Source organism: Rufibacter roseus (assembly GCF_001647285.1).
GTDB classification, from domain to species: domain Bacteria; phylum Bacteroidota; class Bacteroidia; order Cytophagales; family Hymenobacteraceae; genus Nibribacter; species Nibribacter roseus.
In genome coordinates, this window is the sequence record NZ_LRML01000015.1 from 82,159 (window position 1) to 102,216 (window position 20,058).

Sequence of the window (20,058 nt, forward strand, 5' to 3'; positions counted from 1 at the left end):
CCTAAAAACAGAAAATGATTTGGAGATGTTCTCTAAAGTCTATATCTATGTAGGTACATTAAATGTTGGCGTGTGTTTTGAACCAACAAGTATACACTCCGTATCTAATCTTTTGATCAGTCTTAAACTTTAAACCAAATATAAACTATGGCAAATGTAAGATGGTTAGTAGACCCTACCCACAGCGAGGTACAGTTCAAAGTAAAGCACCTCATGATTACCACCGTAACAGGTTACTTTAAAACCTTCAACGTAGAGGTAGAAACTGAGAAAGAAGATGATTTCACTTCTGCTTCCAGCATTATTTTCACTGCCAACGTTGACTCTATTGACACCAACAACGAGCAGCGCGATACGCACCTAAAGTCTGCCGATTTCTTTGATGCCGAAAACCACGGTGAAATCCGTTTCGTGGGCAACCGCTATGAGAAAACCGGAGATGATAGCGCTAAGCTTCACGGTGATTTAACTATTAGAGGTACTACCAAGCCCGTAACCGTAAATGTTGAATTTGGAGGAATTGTGGTAGACCCATATGGCCAAACGAAAGCCGGGTTCACGGTTGAAGGTAAAATCAACCGCAAAGAATTCGGACTTACCTGGAGTGCCGTAACCGAAGCCGGTAGTGTGGTAGTAAGCGATGAAATTAAGCTACACGCCGAGATTCAGCTAGTGAAACAAGGGTAGTAAGATAGCCGCCCTAAAACAGAACCGGCTGCCTGTGTAACACAGGCAGCCGGTTCTGTTTTAGGCTTGTTTAGGATTAAACACACCTGAAACGTCTGTAAACAGTGCTCAACAATCTAAAGACTGGATTGTTCTGAGCTTTTTCAGATATGTTCAACTGAATTGAAACCAGTTCGTAAACCCATAAGCTTGTGTAGGAGCAAATGATTGTGAAGGAGAACTGCTAATTTACGAATGCGACCATACGCTTTAAATACTAATATATTACCCGAGAATGAGCCAAACAGGCTTAAAAAGCTTTACGAGTACCAAATTCTGGACAGTGGGGTAGAAGGGGAGGCCTCTGCCGAAACCGAGGGTACTTTCCGACATGTAGTTTCATTGGCAACACACCTGTTCAATATGCCAATTGCCCTGGTTTCTTTTGTAGACCGAGAGCGGGTGTGGTTTAAAGCAGGAGTGGGACTTGATGGTTTAAAAGAAGTAGAACGAGACATAAGTCTATGCTCACTGGCCATCATGAGCGAAGAGCCCACTGTGTTCTCAGATACCCTTGAGGAGCCTTGCCTGTTGGCGAACCCCTTGGTTGCCGGTGAATTGGGTTTCAGATTCTATGCTGCCGCACCCTTAAAAACCATTGACGGTTACAATTTAGGTTCAGTCTGTGTCATTGACCGTGTACCCAGAGAATTTTCAGAAGACAACCAGTTAACGCTTCAATACCTGGCAAAGCTAGTGATGGATGAACTGGAGCTTTGGAAGTTTAAGGTGAGTTCGCAAAAATAAAACACCTTCTCATGAATGGATTCTGTTCAGCAGCTGGATTAGAATAAGTTTGGTATTTGTGTTTTGGAGCTATTTTTCAAAATATAAAGCAAAACCAACTGCTTATTTTGTTTCTGAGAAGCTGATTTGAGAAAACGTAGCAAGGCAGTTAGGACCTTTAGGCGACTGTGCATAAAAGCCTGCTTGCATTTGCTCTGGCCGGTGGTAAACAAACTGCCGTAGCACAGTCCAGACCTTTTTGTCTGGGGAGTAGTAAAACACGAATATGTTACCTTTTCTAGTCATACGCAGGTAAACCTCTCGTTTATTGCCCACTTGGAAGTAACTGTCATCGGTTACAAAATCTCTTACCACCGACAACCCTAACACAGACTGCTCGCCAGTGTTCTGCAAGAGTACCTTTGCCCAATTGCCGCTGTCAGTCCAGAGTAGGAGGCCACCGCCATCATAGAGGTTTTGGTGGCTTGGGCTCACACGAACGCTTAAGTCAAAGTCCTTCTGAAGTGGAAACAGAATCATAGGCGCGTTACTTTTCCTGAATGCGCCGCTGGCGGGGTTATGTAAATCTGTTTCACCCGGGGCAAGCAGAGTAAAAGAGGTGGGGGAAACAATCTTGGCAAGAGCTGGCCCATTGTTAAGCTGGCACGGATACGGAATAGCCTCCACGGTAAAACCAACCGCCGTTGTGTTGGCAGATTTCTGAGCCAATAAGCAAGACGAGAAAGAAAGCCACAACACGAGGCAGAGCAGGAAAGGCGTCTTCATGAAGCAAAAGTGCTGATAATTATTTTCATCTCATGAACCATCCAAAAAAGCTTTCTTCCGGTGGGAATTTGTGTTTAGGCGCTGATTTCTGAAAAACAGGTTAAAAATAGAAGGTGACTGTTTCTATTCTGTTGCCTTATTGCTTTGTGTTATTAAAGAAGGCCTTGTTGACGGCAAATATGACTTCTGGTTCAGGTGCCAGATAGATTGCGCTAACTGATTTCAGTCACGGGTGCTTTCTCTAAAAAGTTTGGTAGCAAATTCCCAATTATATCATTCCAGCCAGCAACAAAATTCTGTTTGGCCAAGTCTGGGTTGCTCTTTGGGAATGTATCCAGCCCGGTATGGGTAAGACGTATTTTGGTATGAGCTTTGCCCTCTGCAAAGAGCTCAAACGTGACAAAGGAGATTCCTTCGTACCCTTGGTAGCGCCAGCTGTAGGCCAGCTTTTCGCCGGGTACCGCCTCGGTAACCTGGCACAGGTGCACGTAAATTCGGTCATCTGGCCCTCCCTCAAATTCAAATTCAAAGCCCACTTCTGGCTTAAACTCCCTTAGGTTAAAATACCATTCCTTCATCTTGTCTCTGTCAGAAATTGCTGCCCATACTTCTCCGGCAGGTGCTTGAATGGTGCGTTCAATTATGATAGGTGCCTGTTTCATGAATTTTAAGGATAATGATAGCTTAATTTAAACTACACTTTTATTGTTTCATTTGAAGGCTTGTTGTAGCTGATTCAAAATTATATTCCCGTTGGTGGGTTCTGTGGTTTTGGGCATAGCGTCTTCGTCTGGTTCAGGCTCTGGTTCAGAACTTTTAAGTTGTTCTCGCCTTTGTTTTACATGGGCGTACCGGCCATCAGCTCCTTTGCTTCCGGCAGAATTAAGTAGGGTTACTGAGTTTTTGCTTTTGGAATTGTTAAAGTTGATAATAAATCCTTCTGCACCATAGGTAAAGGCAATATCACCGCCGCTGCCTCCAATGCCTCCTTTTCCGGGAGGAGTTCCGTCTATGGCTGGTAATCCTGGAACCCGGTTTACAATAACCATGGGTTTTCCGTTGTGGTCAGTGGTGGTAATCTTTTCAATTTTATCTGGGGTTGCCGGAATATCTTTGATGCCGTCTTTCCCTTTGCGGCCATCTCCGCCACGGGCATCTATGGTTAAGCTTTCCAGAGAATTAAAATGAATGGTAATAGAAAGGTTTCCGCCTTCTTCACCATGAAAGCGGGAGCCGCCGCGTGAGCTTATCAAACATTTATCACCAATGATTGCCGTTTTCACAATCAATATACCCTGCCCTTTTGATGAAAACTTAAGCACAGCCTTGTCTTCCATAAACAGGGTATCTAAAATTAGCGAGTTGCTAGGACCTACCTCATATACTTCTTTCTTTTTGATGATTAGCGTTCTGGTTTGCTGTTGCCCCAAAGCGGTGACAGAAACTAACACAAATAGCAGGAGGCAGAAAATGGAGGCTACACGGTATGAAGTGCTGAATTTAAAGCGTGGCATTAACATGCAAAGGTTAACTAAAACAGCCTGTTCAATGACCCTTATGCCAAAGAATGCAGCTGAAGATATGTTAAATATACCAAACAAAATCTTCTTCAACCCATAGGGTAACCCTATTTCCTGAACTGAATTTTACCTGACCAGTAACTCTTGCGGTATATAGCTGGTCTTTAACCGAAAGATTAAGTTCATGATAGCTGCCGTAGTAGGTTATTTGATGCACTACCGCCGAAACACCAGATGTATTGTGCTCTGTCACCTTTAGGTTTTCAGGCCTTACAAACAAACTTTTCCCTGCTGAATTTTCCTTGAGGCTTTCTTTAAGCTGGGTGGCCAGGGAAGGGGGGAACAAATTGAATTTGCCGAACAAACTGGCTACATACTCATTGATAGGCGACTGGTAAATCTGTTCCGGCGTGCCTTGTTGCTGTATGTTACCGTCTCGCATTACCAGAATCTCATCTGCCCAAGAGAGGGTATCCAGTGGGTCATGCGAGATCAAAAGACAGGTAATGTCTAACTGTTCGCCCAAGTCCTGAATTACAGTCTTTAGTTCATTTTTATGTGCCGTGTCTAAGTTGGAGAAGGGCTCGTCTAGCAGTAAAAGTCTAGGGGAAGTGGTGAGTAAGCGGGTAAGGGCAATACGTTGTTTTTCACCGCCTGAAAGTTCATCTGTCCGGCGCTGCAGCAAGTGGCTTATTTGACAAATTTCATACAAATGCTCCGCCTCTTGGGCGGTGAGGGTGTTGGCATACCGCAGCGCCTGTTCTACCCGCAGAAACTCCGGCAATTCAAAATGCTGCGACAGGTACGCTATTTCTGGGTGACCAGCCACTAACTGCTCGGCAGGTCCAAAGACTCTGTCTCCTTCTAAAAAAACTTTTCCAGCATCTGGTTGAAGGAGGCCGGCAATAATTTTGAGCAGAGTACTCTTACCTGAACCTGTTTCGCCGGCTATGGCTATTTTCTGAAACTGCTCTTGCTGAAAACTGATGTTCTGTAAGATATCACCTTTCTGTTCTTTTTTACTGATACCGGCTACTTCTAAAAAATGCATGTAGAAAAGTGGAAGTTGTTCAATGAATTGAACAAAGGTAGCTAAGACTTGGCAATCCCTATTCTACATTATCAGTATTGGCACAGCTGTTTTGAGCCTTCTTTTAGAAAAACAGACCGAAAATGTATTTCTAAAACCGGCTTGTTTCAAAAATGTATGAACTTTTACGAAGAAATGTTTAATGGTCGTGTTCTTCGGGTTCAGGCAATTCGTTGGCAGCTTTAGGGAGCAGGGCAGTGGGCACTTTGGGGTAGGTATGGTGCAGGTGATGAAACGCGAAGGAGGAGATAATAGGTGTCCAGAATTGAGCGGCTTTCACCCCAGCCAAACGAGCTGGATTTCGGCTGGCCATTTTGTGTGGAATGTATGAGGCCCAGAGCGGCATGAGAGCGCTCAACACAAACGCCACTCCCCAATACACCAGCCCCACCACTGAACCTGTCAGGAGAAAAAGCACCACAAAGCTTATCAGGAGCAGAAGGGTGATGCCTGTCTCAAATAGTTGTTTGTTTTTGGTAGCAGGCGCAATACGTAAAGAGGCAAACCGGAGCATGAAGATGTGGTATGGCCCGTTCAGAAAAATTTCTTTCAACGTCCATTTGGCTGGCTCTCCTTCCGGGTCATCGTCAGAAAGGCATTGGCCGTGGTGGCGCAGGTGCGTCACTTTTAAAGCGTGGCCACTTTTAAGAAGAAGCAAGGCACTAAGGGTGACCAGTAGGCTATGGCTTTTCTTAGTAAGCCCCAAAGATTGGTGAATAGAGTCATGCAGCTGTACAAAGGCAGCCAGGCAGGTGCCAAAAGCAACCGGTATCGCCAGCCACCAGATCTGGTTCAATGCCAAAACCAGGTACAGCGCCAGTAAGACCCAAGGCCGTGCTATTTCAATTACTTGCTGTACCCGTGTTAGCTCGTATTGTCCCTTTGTTTTCTTTGTAGTCCACATACTAGCTGGTAAGAGGTTGTGCTTGAGTAAAGTTAGAAATTATTCGCGCATTTCCTCTCTTATGGGTTTGGCATAGTCTGGTATTTCTGAGGGAGCTAAATTTTTGAATTCAGCCTTAAAATAGCCCGTGTACCCGAAGAGTGTACCAAAATACTTGTTACGTACCTGAACGCTGATTCTAAACAAATCCTCCTGTGCATCATATGCTTCATTTACTTCGGCGTTGCCAGAAAACAGCTCCGGAAATTTGAAGGCTAAAGGTCCCTCGTAAAACCTTTGGTTACCTGAGAAAATGGTGAGGCTGCCGTTGGGGTTAACCTTCATGTCAATATCAACCGCCAGGTGTTGCCAGTTACCCAGGTAATCTATTATTCGTCCTTCCTGCTGGCTATAGATCATGGTGGCGTCAAAGCGCCTAAGCTTTGTTGGGAATTGGAATTTGCGAATCCAGGTGACGGTTTCACGGCCTGCCCTGTCTTGGTAAGCGTAATTTTCAATAGTGAACGGAACGTCTTTCCCAGTTTCCGGAAACATGATGTTGAGAAAAGTGCCCACGTATAGAAAGGGAAGGGTGTGCAGTCCGGCATTATAGATTCTCTCCATTTTTCCGGTACCTACCATGGCCTGTCTATTCTGGCTTGACATACTAAAACGCTTCTACAGCATGGGGTGCATTTTCTCGAAATCACTGCCTAAGTACAGTTGATAGATAGAGGCGCTCATGGTTGGTCAGGTTTTCTTTTGCAATTATTGGCGGATGGTACCAATGGGAGAATTTTGAGCACAATGATAGATAAGCCCACCGCGCCAGCACTGGTAGTAGCCGGATTGAAGGGAGCCAAGTATATAGCAGGTTGGGCAAAGAAAGCAATCACTCCTAATCCCAATAACGCGGTTATGTTCAGGTAGTGCAGAAGCCGCCAACGGCCGAAGAGCAGAAAGCCTAACCCAAAGATAATTTCAGCTATACCAGCTGCATAAACACCTTCTACTTCGTACCCTGTGAACATGCCTGAAGCAGTGAGCATGTCCAGTTCACCGGTTTCCATGTGCAGCAGCTTGGGTACAATGCCATGGTAAAGCCAGGTAAAGGCAATGAGCAGATTGGCTATAATCAGAAGTAAGCCGAGGATTTTGCTAATGCGTGGGTGTTGCCCTTGCTCCAGCCATTTCTTAAGGGCATCGAAGCTCCAGGCGGTGGCCCAGCCAATGAGCGGCCGGAAGAACAGCTTATCTATCAATTTCCCTACAATTCCGTGGCGGGTTTGGTAGTCATACCAGGTAAGAAACGTCACGCCATGATCGGTAGGAATATATTTCCAGTAACCGGAGCCCACCTTGATTAGAGAAATTTTCTCGTCTGACCAAAACTTAAGCGCCGATGTGCTTTCCCCGGTTTCCTTGCTGTGCGTACCAGTACTCTTGCCTTGGCCAGATATTTTCAAGCCAAACCCAATCTGTGTCTGGTACAGGAAGTGCTGTGGAGCGTCTGCTGTCTCTTTTGGCAAATACTCAATGGTGTTGAACCTTAGATCCCATTCCTGGTGCAGTTGAGGGTTTTGAGTGTACTCCCAAAGCTGTTCTAAAGAAGTCTGTATCTGTGATTCAACGTAAATGGGGTCTGTTTTCAAGTAAGGGCTAATTGGTTTATACAATTAAGATAGCAAAATCATAAGGTGGTTTCAGCCATATTGTTCAGAGTAATTTTGCCATCTGTAATTTTTCCTGCTTTGGCGTTTGGGTTACCGGAGCCTATATTGTCAACCATGCCCCTGCCGTAGGCGGTACCCGAGGTGCCATTCCGGCCGGGAACGCCCAGTCTTCCGGCGGAATTTTTTATAACGACCACATGATTTCCTTTAGTGTTGTTGAAGTTGATAATGAAGTCTGTGGTACTATAAGTTAAGGACACATCACCACCGCTTCCACCGACGCCGCCCATGGTGCCTGGAGTACCGCTGGTGGCCGGCCTGCCGGGGATAAATCTGGTTTTCAATACCCGTACATTATTCTCAATTACATAATAACGCTCCTCTCGGTCAGGAACACCATCAGAGCCGTTGGTACCGTGGGTGCCGTTTTTACCATCTCCACCACTGGCGTCAATGGTCAGGCTTTCCAACTCTTTAAATTCAATGGTAAGGGAAAGCGGGCCACCGTCTTCCCCGTGAAAACGGGTGCTTCCTTTTGAGCTAATCAGACAATTCTTACCAATGAAGGCATGCTTCACAATCAATATACCCTTCCCATGCGGCCAAAACCTAAGGGTTGATTTATCTTCCATAATAAGGGTATCCAAGATAAGCGAATTGGTTGGGCCCACCACAAAAAGATCTTTCTTTTTAATGACCAGAGTCTTCGACTTGAGCTGAGCTTGTACTACATTATTAGCTATGAATAATAGACTGACTAAGAGAAAGATAGATTTGGGCAGGCGCATATTTAGATATGATTTCTTTTATATGATGTTATTTAAAAAAGTCTTTTTACAATAAACTAAATATATGTCAATTAACGAAGAGAAAAGTGTGAAAGTGAAGTACGGCTTCTAAACTTTTGGACATAGTTTAGCTGCTAGAAGAGCTAATGTTATGGGTATAGCTTAATCAGAAGAGGAGGTGGAAAATGAAAGAAAGGAGAATCAGTGTAAGAATAGAATTTGTATAGGCGCATTTATCCTGTTTTAGATTCGGTTTTGAAAAAACAGCCTGAAAACAGAACTATTTCAACCGGCCAGCTTTCCGCCGCATGATCTCCTGCACCGGTATATTTTCTATCTTACTTTCCAGCCACGAGATAATATCAAGGTATAGGAAAGGGCGGCGTTCAAACGGATTCTCTGAGATGGCAATTAGTTTATCCTTCAGCTCCACAAAAGCATCACGAACTTTATTGGGAGCTATAGTGCCTGCCCTGCGCAGGAACTTGAAGATCTCTACCTGCATCTGCTGCTGGTTATCCATCTTGCCCAGGAAATGGTAGACGGTTCTTATCTGGTAGTCCAGCGTGTCGTCGTCGTAGCCGGCTTCGTAGTGGGCAATCAGGTTCAGAATGCGGGCAAAGCATTGCAGGTCTTCGCGCAGGCTGGTGTTGCGGTGATGGATAACCTTATTCAGGTATTCAATGGCTTTCTTGAAATCGCCGCTCCCAAAATAAAGGCTGGCAATTTTGTAGTAGAACACCAGCATGCGGTGCGGATCCAGTTGCGCCTGAAAGCCCTCCAGGTTCTTCAGTACCCCCGGAATAACCGCCAGCCCCTCGGTGAAATTGCCTGATAAAAAGTAGGCGTTGATTTTGTTTGTGTAGATGTACAGGAACAGCAGCGTGTCTACATTGGCGTTAGAACGGCGCTTGGGGTCTTTCTCAAACTCCTCCAGTTTCTGCAGTACCTGCATGAATTTAGAGTAGTACAGCAGGTTGTACAGCGAGTTGAGCAGGTTGTGCATGCCCTTGATGTACAGCATAGGGCGCCGCTCTTTCATGTGCGGGTACTCGTCAAACAGGTCTACCCACTTCTGCGCATAGCGGTAGCAGGCCTTGAAATCCTGAATCATGAGGTAGTACCACACGTTGGCCTGGTAGTAGTACAGTTTCTCGTAAAAGCTGGCCCCCTTTTGCTCAAACGGGGGCAGGTTCTCATTGAAGAAAGCAGTGATGTAATCGTAATCCTCCTGATTGCGGGCCAGTCCTACTTTTAGGTACAGCCCGTACAGCCGTAACGCCACATTGGAGAACTGGTGCATCTGGGCAATTTGATTTGACACCTCCGTGGCCTGCTGGGTCAGATCCTCGGCCCGGCCACTTAGGCTGCGGGTAATATATTGGCTCTCAATCAGCTTCTCAAAATCTATGGCCGTAAGGGCGATATGAGGTAACTCATACTCCAGCGCCGACACTTTTACTTTATCCAGCATTTTCAGGCTCTGCTGGTAAAACCCTTTATTATATAGCACCCGGGCGTAATCCAGCTGCTCGTGCAGCTGAATGTCCAGGTTGTGCGTGGCGTGGTAGGCCCTTAGGCTAGACAGCAGGTGCTTGTATAGGTTGTTCTTAAGGTTAGCCAGCTGCGCCTTTTTAATGCTAGGCACCTGTTTCAGAATCTTCTCCTCATTCAAGGTGTCCTGCTGCTCCAGGGCATCAAACAACTGCAGAAACTTTAGGTCATCAGTAGAGCCGCTTTTGTTGGAAAACAGCCTAAAGTGCCGTTTCTCTGAGGGCGTCAGGGATTTTATCAATTGAAATAGTGGGTCAATATTTTGGTTAGGCATTGTAAGAATTAAGCAGGTAAAATATTGATTTTCATATTGATACCTTTTTTAGTTGGGTGGTTAGAAATAGTGAGAGTGCTTGAAAAAGTTTTTTGATTCAGCAAAAGACCTTGCTCTTTTGTAATGAACAAGAATCCAAAGAAACGATGTCAGCTCAGAAGATACAAATATTTGATACCACGCTGCGCGACGGGGAACAGGTACCCGGGTGCAAATTGAACATGGATGAGAAGTTGGTAATAGCGCGGCAACTGGAGCTTCTGGGTGTAAACGTAATTGAGGCTGGCTTCCCTGTTTCCAGCCCCGGCGACTTTGAAGCGGTGCGTGCTATTGCTGCCCAAACCAAAGAGGCCACCGTATGCGGACTGACCCGCGCGGTGGAAAATGATATTAGAATAGCTGCAGAGGCGTTAAAACCAGCGCGTTACCCTAGAATCCACACCGGCATTGGTACCTCAGAATCACACGTAAAATTCAAGCTGCGCACTACTCAGGCTGATGTGGTAGAGCGCGCCGTTGCGGCGGTAAAGTTAGCAAAAAGTTACGTGGAAGACGTGGAATTCTACGCCGAAGACGCGGGCCGTACCGACAATGAGTTCCTGGCCATGGTGTGCGAGGCCGTAGTAAAGGCTGGTGCCACTGTTTTGAATATTCCAGATACGACTGGTTACTGCCTGCCTGAAGAATACGGAGCTAAAATTAAGTACCTGTACGAAAATGTGCGCGGAGTACAGAATGTAACCCTTTCTACGCACTGCCATAATGATCTGGGTTTAGCCACCGCCAACTCTATTGCTGGTGCTATTAACGGTGCCCGCCAGATAGAGTGTACTATCAACGGAGTAGGGGAGCGCGCCGGCAACACGGCCTTGGAGGAAGTCGTCATGATTCTTCGTCAGCACCCTTACCTGAATTTGGATACCAGCGTAAACACCCGCCTTTTGACGGAGACCTCTCATCTGGTATCGCACATGATGCGCATGCAGGTACAGCCGAACAAGGCCATTGTGGGCGCCAATGCTTTCTCACACAGCAGCGGAATTCACCAAGACGGCGTGATAAAGCACCGCGAGACCTATGAAATCATTGACCCGAAAGAAGTAGGCGCCGAGGATTCTTCTATTGTGTTAACTGCCCGTTCCGGACGTGCCGCTTTGGCGTACCGTTTGCAGAAAATAGGGTATGCGTTTGATAAAGAAACATTAGACAAGGCTTACGCCGGATTTCTGGCAGTAGCCGATAAAAAAAAAGAAGTAGTAGACGCAGATTTACACCAGTTGGTAGAGCAGGATAATTTAGTTTCTGCGAATTAGTATGGCAAAGACATTATTAGATAAAATTTGGGACGCACACGTTGTGAAGTCCATCCCCGGTGGCTTAGATGTATTTTACATCGACCGCCACTTAATACATGAAGTAACCAGCCCGCAGGCTTTTGATGAGATAGAGGCCCGTGGATTACCGCTGTTCCGCAAAGAGCAAATAGTAGCCACGGCTGACCATAACGTGCCTACCAAAAACCAGCACCTGCCCATTGAGGAGCCACTGTCTCGTTTTCAGGTAGACAAACTGACCGAAAACTGCGCCAAGCATAACATAGAATTGTACGGTCTTGGTCACCAGAACCAAGGCATCGTGCACGTAATGGGGCCGGAGCTGGGTATCACACAACCGGGCATGACCATTGTGTGCGGCGACAGTCACACCTCTACGCATGGTGCTTTCGGGGCTATTGCGTTTGGAATTGGTACGAGCCAGGTAGCGCAGGTTATGGCTTCTCAGTGCTTGCTGCTGAGCAAGCCAAAGAGCATGCGCATCACCGTAGATGGCGGTGTGAAACCGGGCGTAACGGCCAAAGACATCATCCTGTACGTGATTTCAAAGCTGGGCACCGGCGGAGCTACTGGATACTTTGTAGAGTACGCTGGCAGCGCGTTCCGTGCCCTGAGCATGGAGGGCCGCATGACCGTGTGTAACATGAGCATTGAGATGGGTGCCCGTGGCGGCATGATTGCCCCAGACCAAACCACCTTTGATTACCTGAACGGCCGCGAGTTTGCGCCAAAAGGAGAGAAGTGGGAGCAGGCTGTGGCGTATTGGTCAACCCTGTACACCGAAGAGGGAGCCACCTTTGATAAAGAGCTGTTCTTTGACGCGGCAGACATAGCACCAATGATAACGTTTGGTACCAACCCTGGCATGGGCATGGCGCTTAACGCGGTTATCCCTACTGATGTTCCGGCCAGCGAGCAGGCCAGCTACAGCAAATCGCTCAGCTACATGGGCTTTGCGCCGGGCGAGTCGCTGCTGGGCAAGGAGATTCAGTACGTGTTCATTGGGTCTTGCACCAACTCCCGCATAGAAGATTTGCGTCAGGTAGCCAAATATGTGCAGGGCAAGAAAAAGGCTGCGCACGTAGAGGCCATCATTGTGCCGGGCTCAAAGCAAGTAGAGAAACAAGCTATTGAAGAGGGCATTGACAAAGTATTAGCCGAGGCTGGGTTTGAGCTTCGGGAGCCGGGCTGCAGTGCCTGTCTGGCCATGAACGAAGACAAGATTCCGGCTGGTGCTTACTGCGTGTCAACTTCTAACCGCAATTTTGAGGGCCGTCAGGGACCAGGTTCCCGCACCTTGTTGGCCAGTCCGTTGGTAGCTGCCATTACGGCCGTGGAGGGAAAGATTGTGGACATTACCCAATACCTGAATTAATCAGATGGAAAAGTTTGAAGTACTTCGGTCAACAGCGGTTCCGTTGCCGATTGAGAACATAGATACCGACCAGATTATACCGGCCCGCTTTTTAAAGGCCACTTCGCGTGAGGGGTTCGGCGAGAATTTATTCCGTGACTGGCGCTTTGATAACACCGGTCAGCCAAAGGCAGATTTTGTCATGAACACTGGCCGCTACAGCGGAAGAATTCTGGTGGCAGGCAAAAACTTCGGGTGTGGCTCTAGCCGCGAGCATGCCGCCTGGGCCATTCATGATGCCGGCTTTAAAGTGGTAATCTCCAGCTTCTTCGCCGATATCTTCAAAGGCAATGCCCTGAACAATGGCTTGCTGCCGTTGCAGGTGAGCGATGAGGTGCTGGAAAGGTTGCTGAACCAAATTGAGCAAGACCCGCAGACTACGTTGGTGGTGAACCTGGTGAACCAGGAGTTGGAGGTGCCGGTGTGGGAGGAGAAGTTTTCCTTTGAAATTGACGCCTACAAAAAAGAGTGCATGATCAATGGCTATGACGACATTGATTTTTTAGTGAATCAGAAAGAAGCAATAGAACAATACGAAAGCAACAGACCATGGGCGTATTAACCAAAAGAATTGCCGTTTTACCCGGCGACGGAATCGGGCCCGAAGTATGTACCGAGGCCCTGAAAGTGCTAGAGGCGGTGTCTGAGCGTTTCGGACATCAATTTGAGCTAGATGTTCAACTCATGGGTGCCTGCGCTATTGACGCCACCGGCGACCCGTTGCCAGAGTCAACCCTGCAAGCTTGCTTTGAAGCTGATGCTATTCTGTTGGGTGCCATTGGTGACCCTAAATATGATAACAACCCTGCCGCCAAAGTACGTCCGGAGCAAGGTCTGTTGCGCCTGAGAAAGTCTTTAGGGTTGTTCGCCAACATTCGTCCGGTAACGGCTTATGATGTGCTGATTGAGCATTCTCCTCTGAAAGCTGACCGCATTGCGGGTGTAGACATGGTGATTTACCGTGAGCTGACCGGAGGTATCTACTTCGGAGAAAAAGGCCGCACCGCCGACGGAGCTTTTGACAACTGCTTCTATTCAAAAGAGGAGATTGTCCGCATCTCGCATCTGGCTTTTAAAGCCGCTACCACGCGCCGTAACAAGCTGACGCTGGTAGACAAAGCCAACGTGCTGGAGTCTAGCCGTCTGTGGCGTGAAGTGGTGCAGCAGATTGCACCGGAGTACCCATCCGTTGAGGTGGATTACCTGTTCGTGGACAACGCTGCCATGCAGATGATTTTGAATCCGAAGCAGTTTGACGTGATTCTGACCGAGAACATGTTCGGTGACATCATCTCAGATGAGGCCTCCGTGATTGCTGGTTCTTTGGGCTTGTTACCATCAGCCTCAGTAGGAGAGACCGCTGCTTTGTTTGAGCCTATACATGGTTCTTACCCGCAGGCCAAGGGCAAAGGCATTGCTAATCCAATTGCTACCATACTATCTGTTGGTATGATGCTGGAGCATTTTGAGTTGTACGATGAAGCGAACCTGGTGAAAGAAGCCGTGGATTATGCCCTGAAGAGAAACGTGCTGACACCGGAATTGAACAAGGAAAAACCGTTCACCACCGAGCAAGTGGGCTGCTTCATTGCTGATTACGTGCAGGAGGGCGGTGAGTGCTTTCGGCACTTGAAAAATTTAGAACTAGGACTGAGTACTATTATTTAAACATTCTGTTTTCAGCCTGTTTTCTAGAAAATAGGCCGAAAACGAGAAAATATTAAAGATGCGACAGCGGTCGGTCATTTACCTTATTGTCATTAGTCCTCTGCCGCAAGGTGGGTAGGAATGGTCCCATACAACCTTTTGGAGCCTTTCTGACCACCCGGTAGAAAGGCTCTTTTTTTACAACAACCAAGACTTTACAGCTTTACATACAATGGCTTTAAATAAATACAGCGGCATTTACACCAAAGACGACAGCTTGCCGGCCTCTCAGGCCATGCTGATTGGCTCAGGTGTGAAAGAAGAAGACCTGCGCAAACCGTTTGTGGGCATCTGCTCCACGGGGTTTGAGGGAAATACCTGCAACATGCACCTGAACGGCTTAGCCGACGCCGTGAAAATGGGCGTGCAAGCAAACGGCATGGTGGGGCTTCGGTTCAATACCATTGGCGTGAGCGATGGTATCACCAACGGCAACCCCGGTATGCGCTTTTCTTTGGTGAGCCGCGAGATAATTGCTGATTCCATTGAAGCCATGGCTGGTGCGCACTATTATGATGCAGTGGCCACTGTGGTAGGTTGTGATAAGAACATGCCGGGTGCATTAATCGCCATGGCCCGCTTGAACCGTCCGTCGCTCATGGTGTACGGCGGTACTATCAAAGGAGGCGAGTACAAAGGGCAGAAGCTGAATATTGTATCCTGCTTTGAGGCTTATGGTCAAAAGTTGAATGGTGCTATATCAGAAGAAGATTACAGAGGCATCATCCGGAATGCTTGTCCGGGTCCAGGTGCTTGTGGCGGTATGTACACGGCCAACACCATGGCTGCCGCTATTGAGACCTTAGGCATGAGTTTGCCTTTCTCTTCTTCTTCTACAGCGGTAAGCGCAGAGAAAAACCAGGAAGCGTTAGATACTGGTGCCTACATTCTGAACCTGTTGGAAAAAGACATTAAGCCAAGAGACATCTTAACCCGTGATGCGTTTGAGAATGCCTTGGTGATGATTACAGTACTAGGCGGCTCTACCAATGCCGTGCTGCACCTGATTGCCATCGCGCATGCTGCAGGGGTGCACTTGACTATGGAAGATTTCCAGGAGGTGAGTAACCGTGTGCCGGTACTCGCTGACCTGAAGCCAAGCGGAAAGTACCTCATGGAAGACCTTTCTGCCCTGGGCGGTGTACCGGCGGTGCAGAAGACCTTGTTAGAGGCCGGTCTGCTGAAAGGTGATTTATTGACCGTCACCGGAAAAACCCTTGCTGAAAACTTGGCCAATGTGAAGCCTTTGGGAGCCGAGCAGGACTTGTTAAGACCGCTTTCAAACCCAATCAAATCAGACGGACACATCCAGATTTTGTACGGTAACCTGGCTTCTAAAGGAGCCGTGGCCAAGATTTCCGGAAAAGAGGGTTTGCGTTTTGAAGGCCCCGCCAATGTGTTCAACTCAGAAGAAGAACTGAACGAGGGCATTGCTGCCGGGAAAATTTTACCGGGACAAGTAGTCGTCATCCGCTATGTGGGTCCAAAAGGAGGCCCGGGCATGCCGGAAATGCTGAAACCAACTTCCGCCATCATGGGAGCGGGTCTGGGCGATAAAGTAGCCTTGATTACCGATGGCCGCTTCTCAGGCGGTACCCACGGCTTTGTGATTGGCCACGTGAGCCCAGAAGCCTATGACGGAGGAACGATTGCTTTGGTAGAAAACGGCGACTGGATAGTGCTGGATGCCACTACCAACACCATAGACGTGCAACTAGACGAAGCAGAATTGGCCTTGCGCAGAAGCCAATGGCAGAAGCCAAAGCCGAATGTGCAGAGCGGAGTTTTGTTGAAATACATTAGAACAGTGAGTGATGCCAGCCACGGCTGCGTGACCGATTTAGCAGAAGATACCTATGTTAATGCAAGAGAAACAAGCCCCAGCCTTGCCTGAAACAGACACCATGATTAGCGGCAGCCAAGCGTTGCTGCACGCCTTGGTGGCAGAGGGTACTGACACCATCTTCGGGTATCCCGGCGGTGCCATCATGCCTATCTATGACGCGCTCTATGATTTCGAGGGAGACCTGAAACACGTGCTGGTGCGCCACGAGCAAGGCGGTATTCATGCTGGCCAAGGCTACGCCCGTTCCTCCGGAAAAGTGGGCGTGGTGTTCGCTACCAGCGGCCCCGGTGCGACTAATCTAGTGACTGGCCTTGCCGATGCGCAGATAGACAGTACGCCTCTGGTATGCATCACCGGCCAGGTGTTCGCGCACCTGCTGGGTACCGATGCTTTTCAGGAGGCTGATGTAATAGGCATTACCACACCGGTAACCAAGTGGAACTACCAGATTACCGATGCCACCGAGATTCCGGAAGTGCTGGCTAAGGCGTTCCATATTGCCCGCAGCGGCCGTCCTGGGCCAGTGTTGATTGATATTACCAAAAACGCGCAGCTGCAGAAGTTTGCGTTCAAAGGATATACCCCCTGCGAACACATCCGCAGTTATCGGCCAAAGCCGATTGTGCGGAAAGAGTACATAAAACAGGCGGCTGAGTTAATCAACAAAGCCAAGAAGCCTTTTGTACTGTGGGGACAGGGCGTGATGTTGGGTTCAGCAGAGCAGGAGTTCAAAGCTTTCTTGGAGAAAACCGGAATACCGGCAGCCTGGACCATTATGGGCGCGGGCGCGTTGCCAAGCGACCATCCGCAGAACGTGGGCATGCTGGGCATGCACGGCAACTACGGCCCCAATGTGATGACGAACGAGTGCGATGTGCTCATTGCCATTGGCATGCGTTTCGATGACCGCGTTACTGGCCGCTTAGACAAATATGCCAAGCAGGCGCAGGTCATTCACCTGGACATTGACCCTGCCGAAATTGATAAGAACGTGAAGACCACCGTGCCGGTATGGGGCGACTGCAAAGAAACCTTGCCGCTGCTTACCCAACTGGTGGAAACCAAAAAGCACACTGATTGGCTGGCCAAATTCCGGGAATTTGAGCAGAAAGAAATTGACGCTGTCATCCGCGAGGAGTTGTTTCCTACTACAGAGGAAATGACCATGGGCGAGGTGATTCAGCAACTGAACGAAATCACCAACGGTGAGGCCATCATAGTCACCGACGTGGGGCAGCACCAGATGGTTGCCTGCCGCTACGCCAAACTGAACCACACGCGCAGCAACATCACCAGCGGCGGTTTGGGTACCATGGGCTTCGCTTTACCGGCTGCCATTGGTGCTAAGTTCGGGGCGCTGGACAGGACCGTGGTAGCCGTGATTGGCGACGGTGGCGTGCAGATGACCATACAGGAATTGGGTACCATCATGCAGAGCGGCATTGACGTGAAAATTCTTATCCTGAACAACCAGTTCCTGGGTATGGTGCGCCAGTGGCAAGAGCTTTTCCATGAGCGCCGCTACTCGTTTGTAGACATCACTAGTCCAGATTATGTGACGGTGGCCAAAGGCTACGGCATACCGGGCCGCAGCGTGAACAAACGTGAGGAGTTACGGGCGGCGCTGGAGCAGATGCTCTCCAATCCTGGCTCTTTTCTACTGGAGGTGATGGTGACGAAAGAAAACAACGTGTTCCCGATGGTGCCGCAGGGCTGCAGCGTGAGCGAAATCAGATTGAAATAACCTTGCTAAACCGAGACGAACATGAGTGAGCAAGCGATAGAAAAACAAGAATACAACATCACGGTGTATACCGAGAACCAGATTGGTCTGCTGAACCGCATCGCCATGATTTTCTCGCGCCGCAAGATGAACATCCTGAGCCTGAACACCTCCCCGAGTGAGGTGGAGGGTATTCACCGCTTCAACATAGTGGTGCACGAGACGCAGGAAGTGGTAAGCAAAATTGCCCGCCAGATTGAGAAGCAGATTGAAGTGCTGAAAGTATACTTCAACACCAATGATGACGTGATTTGGCAGGAGATGGCGCTTTATAAAGTGCCTACCCAAGTCATCGCTGAGAAAGCCAAAGTGGAACGCCTACTCCGAGAAAACGGCGCCAGAGTAGTGGCTATTCGGTCTGATTATACCGTTTTCGAAACCACCGGGCACCGCGAGGAAACCGACAACCTGATAAAAGTACTGCAACCTTACGGACTCATTGAGTTCGTGCGGAGCGCCCGCGTGGCCATCATCAAAGACAGCGACGGATTCAATAGGAAACTGCGTGAGTTTGAGCGCATGGAGCCTGGTCATGAGGTAGTGGAGAACGAGTTCCTGAACAGCCGCGACAAGGTGTTCAGCATGTAATTTTAGTGAAAGTAAATGGCGCAAGCGTCCGCTTGTGTCCAAGAATTGAATCTGGTATGCGTGCGGACACAAGCGGACGCTTGCGCCTTAATAAAACCAGAAACAAAGTGAGAGTACGTTTTCAGCCTCTTTTCTGTAAAACAGGCCAGAAACAAGATTAGAAAAGAAACAATTAAACCTTTATTAGCTACAGTAAAATGGCAAAGATTAATTTCGGCGGTGTAGAAGAAACCGTTGTAACCCGCGATGAATATCCTTTGGCGAAAGCTCAGGAAACCCTTAAAGACGAAGTAATTGCGGTAATTGGCTACGGCGTGCAAGGCCCAGGCCAGGCGCTGAACATGCGCGACAATGGCTTTAAAGTAATTGTAGGCCAGCGTAAAGATTCAGCCTCTTGGGAGAAAGCCAAGCAAGATGGTTTTGTAGAGGGCGAGACTTTGTTCTCTATCGAGGAAGCCGTTGAGCGCGGTACCATCATCTGCAACCTACTGTCAGACGCCGGTCAGATTGCGGTTTGGCCAACTATCAAAGAAAGACTGAAGCCAGGAAACACCCTGTATTTCTCACACGGCTTCGGCATCACGTTCAAAGAGCAAACCAACATTGTTCCACCAGCCGATGTAGATGTGATTCTGGTAGCTCCTAAAGGTAGCGGTACCAGCTTGCGTCGTCTGTTCTTGGCAGGCAGCGGCTTGAACTCTTCTTTCGCGGTATTCCAGGATGCTACCGGTAAAGCCTATGAGAAAGCCATTGCCATGGGTATTGGCGTAGGTTCAGGTTACCTGTTCGAGACCGATTTCAAAAAAGAAGTGTACTCTGACCTTACCGGTGAGCGAGGTGTGTTGATGGGTGCCCTGGCTGGTATCATCGAGGCCCAGTACCAGGTGTTGCGTCAGCGCGGTCACTCGCCGTCTGAGGCCTTCAACGAGACGGTGGAAGAATTAACCCAGAGCTTGGTGCCACTGGTAGGCGAGAACGGTATGGACTGGATGTTCAGCAACTGCTCTGTGACTGCCCAGCGTGGTGCCCTTGACTGGAAAGGAAAGTTCCGTGAGGCTACTCTGCCGGTGTTGAACGAACTGTATGACAGCGTAGCTTCTGGTAAAGAGGCCGAGCGTACCATCCAGCGTGGTTCTACCCCAGGGTACCGTGCCGAACTGGAGGAAGAATTGAAAGAAGTTCGCGAGTCTGAATTGTGGCAAACTGGTGCCGTGGTTCGTAAACTGCGCTCTGGTAGATAAGCATTATTAAATCCTGGTTTGTTGTGCGTAGAGTGGCCGGAAGCGCTCTACGCACCGCCGGGGCCTCTCTTGCCCAAGTGGCAATAGTGGAAATTTGTTTTAGGCCTGTTTTCTAGAAAACAGGC

19 protein-coding genes are annotated in these 20,058 nt (G+C 48.4%); 10 read left to right on the plus strand and 9 right to left on the minus strand.

The window, feature by feature from the left end:
- Window positions 1–147: 147 nt before the first annotated feature.
- Both A8O23_RS17935 and A8O23_RS17940 read left to right on the plus strand, forming a co-directional pair.
- Window positions 148–687 (plus strand): YceI family protein, encoded by a 540-nt coding sequence (locus A8O23_RS17935; RefSeq protein ID WP_066624338.1) that lies wholly within the window; start codon window positions 148–150, stop codon window positions 685–687.
- Between the two features lie 234 nt (window positions 688–921).
- Window positions 922–1,473 carry a GAF domain-containing protein gene (locus tag A8O23_RS17940; protein WP_066624342.1) on the plus strand — a complete coding sequence of 184 codons (552 nt, stop codon included), beginning with the start codon at window positions 922–924 and terminating at the stop codon, window positions 1,471–1,473.
- A 102-nt stretch (window positions 1,474–1,575) separates the two neighbouring features.
- Here the strand turns inward: A8O23_RS17940 and A8O23_RS17945 are convergent, their stop codons facing one another.
- The 9 genes from A8O23_RS17945 to A8O23_RS17985 form a co-directional block, all read right to left on the minus strand.
- Window positions 1,576–2,238 (minus strand): DUF1349 domain-containing protein, encoded by a 663-nt coding sequence (locus tag A8O23_RS17945; protein ID WP_066624344.1) that lies wholly within the window; start codon window positions 2,236–2,238, stop codon window positions 1,576–1,578.
- A gap of 212 nt (window positions 2,239–2,450) precedes the next feature.
- Window positions 2,451–2,900 carry an SRPBCC family protein gene (locus A8O23_RS17950; RefSeq protein WP_066624346.1) on the minus strand — a complete coding sequence of 150 codons (450 nt, stop codon included), beginning with the start codon at window positions 2,898–2,900 and terminating at the stop codon, window positions 2,451–2,453.
- 48 nt (window positions 2,901–2,948) lie between these two features.
- Window positions 2,949–3,752, minus strand: a complete 804-nt coding sequence (locus tag A8O23_RS17955) for a hypothetical protein (protein ID WP_066624356.1) — start codon at window positions 3,750–3,752, stop codon at window positions 2,949–2,951.
- Window positions 3,753–3,822: 70 nt separating this feature from the next.
- Window positions 3,823–4,809 carry an ABC transporter ATP-binding protein gene (locus A8O23_RS17960; RefSeq protein ID WP_066624359.1) on the minus strand — a complete coding sequence of 329 codons (987 nt, stop codon included), beginning with the start codon at window positions 4,807–4,809 and terminating at the stop codon, window positions 3,823–3,825.
- Between the two features lie 178 nt (window positions 4,810–4,987).
- The gene (locus tag A8O23_RS17965; RefSeq protein ID WP_066624362.1) at window positions 4,988–5,752 is read right to left on the minus strand and encodes a fatty acid desaturase; all 765 of its coding nucleotides are present in this window, start codon (window positions 5,750–5,752) and stop codon (window positions 4,988–4,990) included.
- A gap of 39 nt (window positions 5,753–5,791) precedes the next feature.
- Window positions 5,792–6,397: a DUF4166 domain-containing protein gene (locus tag A8O23_RS17970; RefSeq protein ID WP_204377717.1), complete on the minus strand. Its 606-nt coding sequence runs from the start codon at window positions 6,395–6,397 to the stop codon at window positions 5,792–5,794.
- A gap of 74 nt (window positions 6,398–6,471) precedes the next feature.
- Window positions 6,472–7,383, minus strand: a complete 912-nt coding sequence (locus A8O23_RS17975) for a DoxX-like family protein (RefSeq protein WP_066624365.1) — start codon at window positions 7,381–7,383, stop codon at window positions 6,472–6,474.
- Between the two features lie 38 nt (window positions 7,384–7,421).
- Window positions 7,422–8,192, minus strand: coding sequence for a hypothetical protein (locus tag A8O23_RS17980; protein WP_066624369.1), 771 nt, complete (start codon window positions 8,190–8,192; stop codon window positions 7,422–7,424).
- Window positions 8,193–8,472: 280 nt separating this feature from the next.
- Window positions 8,473–10,020: a hypothetical protein gene (locus A8O23_RS17985; RefSeq protein ID WP_066624371.1), complete on the minus strand. Its 1,548-nt coding sequence runs from the start codon at window positions 10,018–10,020 to the stop codon at window positions 8,473–8,475.
- 146 nt (window positions 10,021–10,166) lie between these two features.
- Here A8O23_RS17985 and A8O23_RS17990 point away from each other — a divergent pair, with 146 nt between their 5' ends.
- The 8 genes from A8O23_RS17990 (at window position 10,167) to ilvC (ending at window position 19,933) form a co-directional block, all read left to right on the plus strand.
- Window positions 10,167–11,333 carry a 2-isopropylmalate synthase gene (locus A8O23_RS17990; protein ID WP_066624377.1) on the plus strand — a complete coding sequence of 389 codons (1,167 nt, stop codon included), beginning with the start codon at window positions 10,167–10,169 and terminating at the stop codon, window positions 11,331–11,333.
- Between the two features lies 1 nt (window position 11,334).
- Window positions 11,335–12,729, plus strand: coding sequence for a 3-isopropylmalate dehydratase large subunit (gene leuC / locus A8O23_RS17995; RefSeq protein WP_066624379.1), 1,395 nt, complete (start codon window positions 11,335–11,337; stop codon window positions 12,727–12,729).
- Between the two features lie 4 nt (window positions 12,730–12,733).
- Window positions 12,734–13,330 (plus strand): 3-isopropylmalate dehydratase small subunit, encoded by a 597-nt coding sequence (gene leuD, locus A8O23_RS18000; protein ID WP_066624387.1) that lies wholly within the window; start codon window positions 12,734–12,736, stop codon window positions 13,328–13,330.
- Window positions 13,318–14,436 (plus strand): 3-isopropylmalate dehydrogenase, encoded by a 1,119-nt coding sequence (leuB, locus tag A8O23_RS18005; protein WP_066624390.1) that lies wholly within the window; start codon window positions 13,318–13,320, stop codon window positions 14,434–14,436. The genes leuD and leuB overlap by 13 nt, the downstream gene beginning before the upstream one ends.
- Window positions 14,437–14,647: 211 nt before the next feature.
- Window positions 14,648–16,369 (plus strand): dihydroxy-acid dehydratase, encoded by a 1,722-nt coding sequence (ilvD, locus tag A8O23_RS18010; RefSeq protein WP_066624396.1) that lies wholly within the window; start codon window positions 14,648–14,650, stop codon window positions 16,367–16,369.
- A gap of 10 nt (window positions 16,370–16,379) precedes the next feature.
- Window positions 16,380–18,065 carry a biosynthetic-type acetolactate synthase large subunit gene (ilvB, locus tag A8O23_RS18015; RefSeq protein WP_204377718.1) on the plus strand — a complete coding sequence of 562 codons (1,686 nt, stop codon included), beginning with the start codon at window positions 16,380–16,382 and terminating at the stop codon, window positions 18,063–18,065.
- Window positions 18,066–18,086: 21 nt separating this feature from the next.
- On the plus strand, window positions 18,087–18,692 hold the full coding sequence (ilvN, locus tag A8O23_RS18020) for an acetolactate synthase small subunit (protein ID WP_066624407.1): 606 nt from the start codon (window positions 18,087–18,089) through the stop codon (window positions 18,690–18,692).
- Window positions 18,693–18,889: 197 nt separating this feature from the next.
- Window positions 18,890–19,933: a ketol-acid reductoisomerase gene (ilvC, locus tag A8O23_RS18025; protein ID WP_066624409.1), complete on the plus strand. Its 1,044-nt coding sequence runs from the start codon at window positions 18,890–18,892 to the stop codon at window positions 19,931–19,933.
- The last annotated feature ends 125 nt before the right edge of the window (window positions 19,934–20,058 follow it).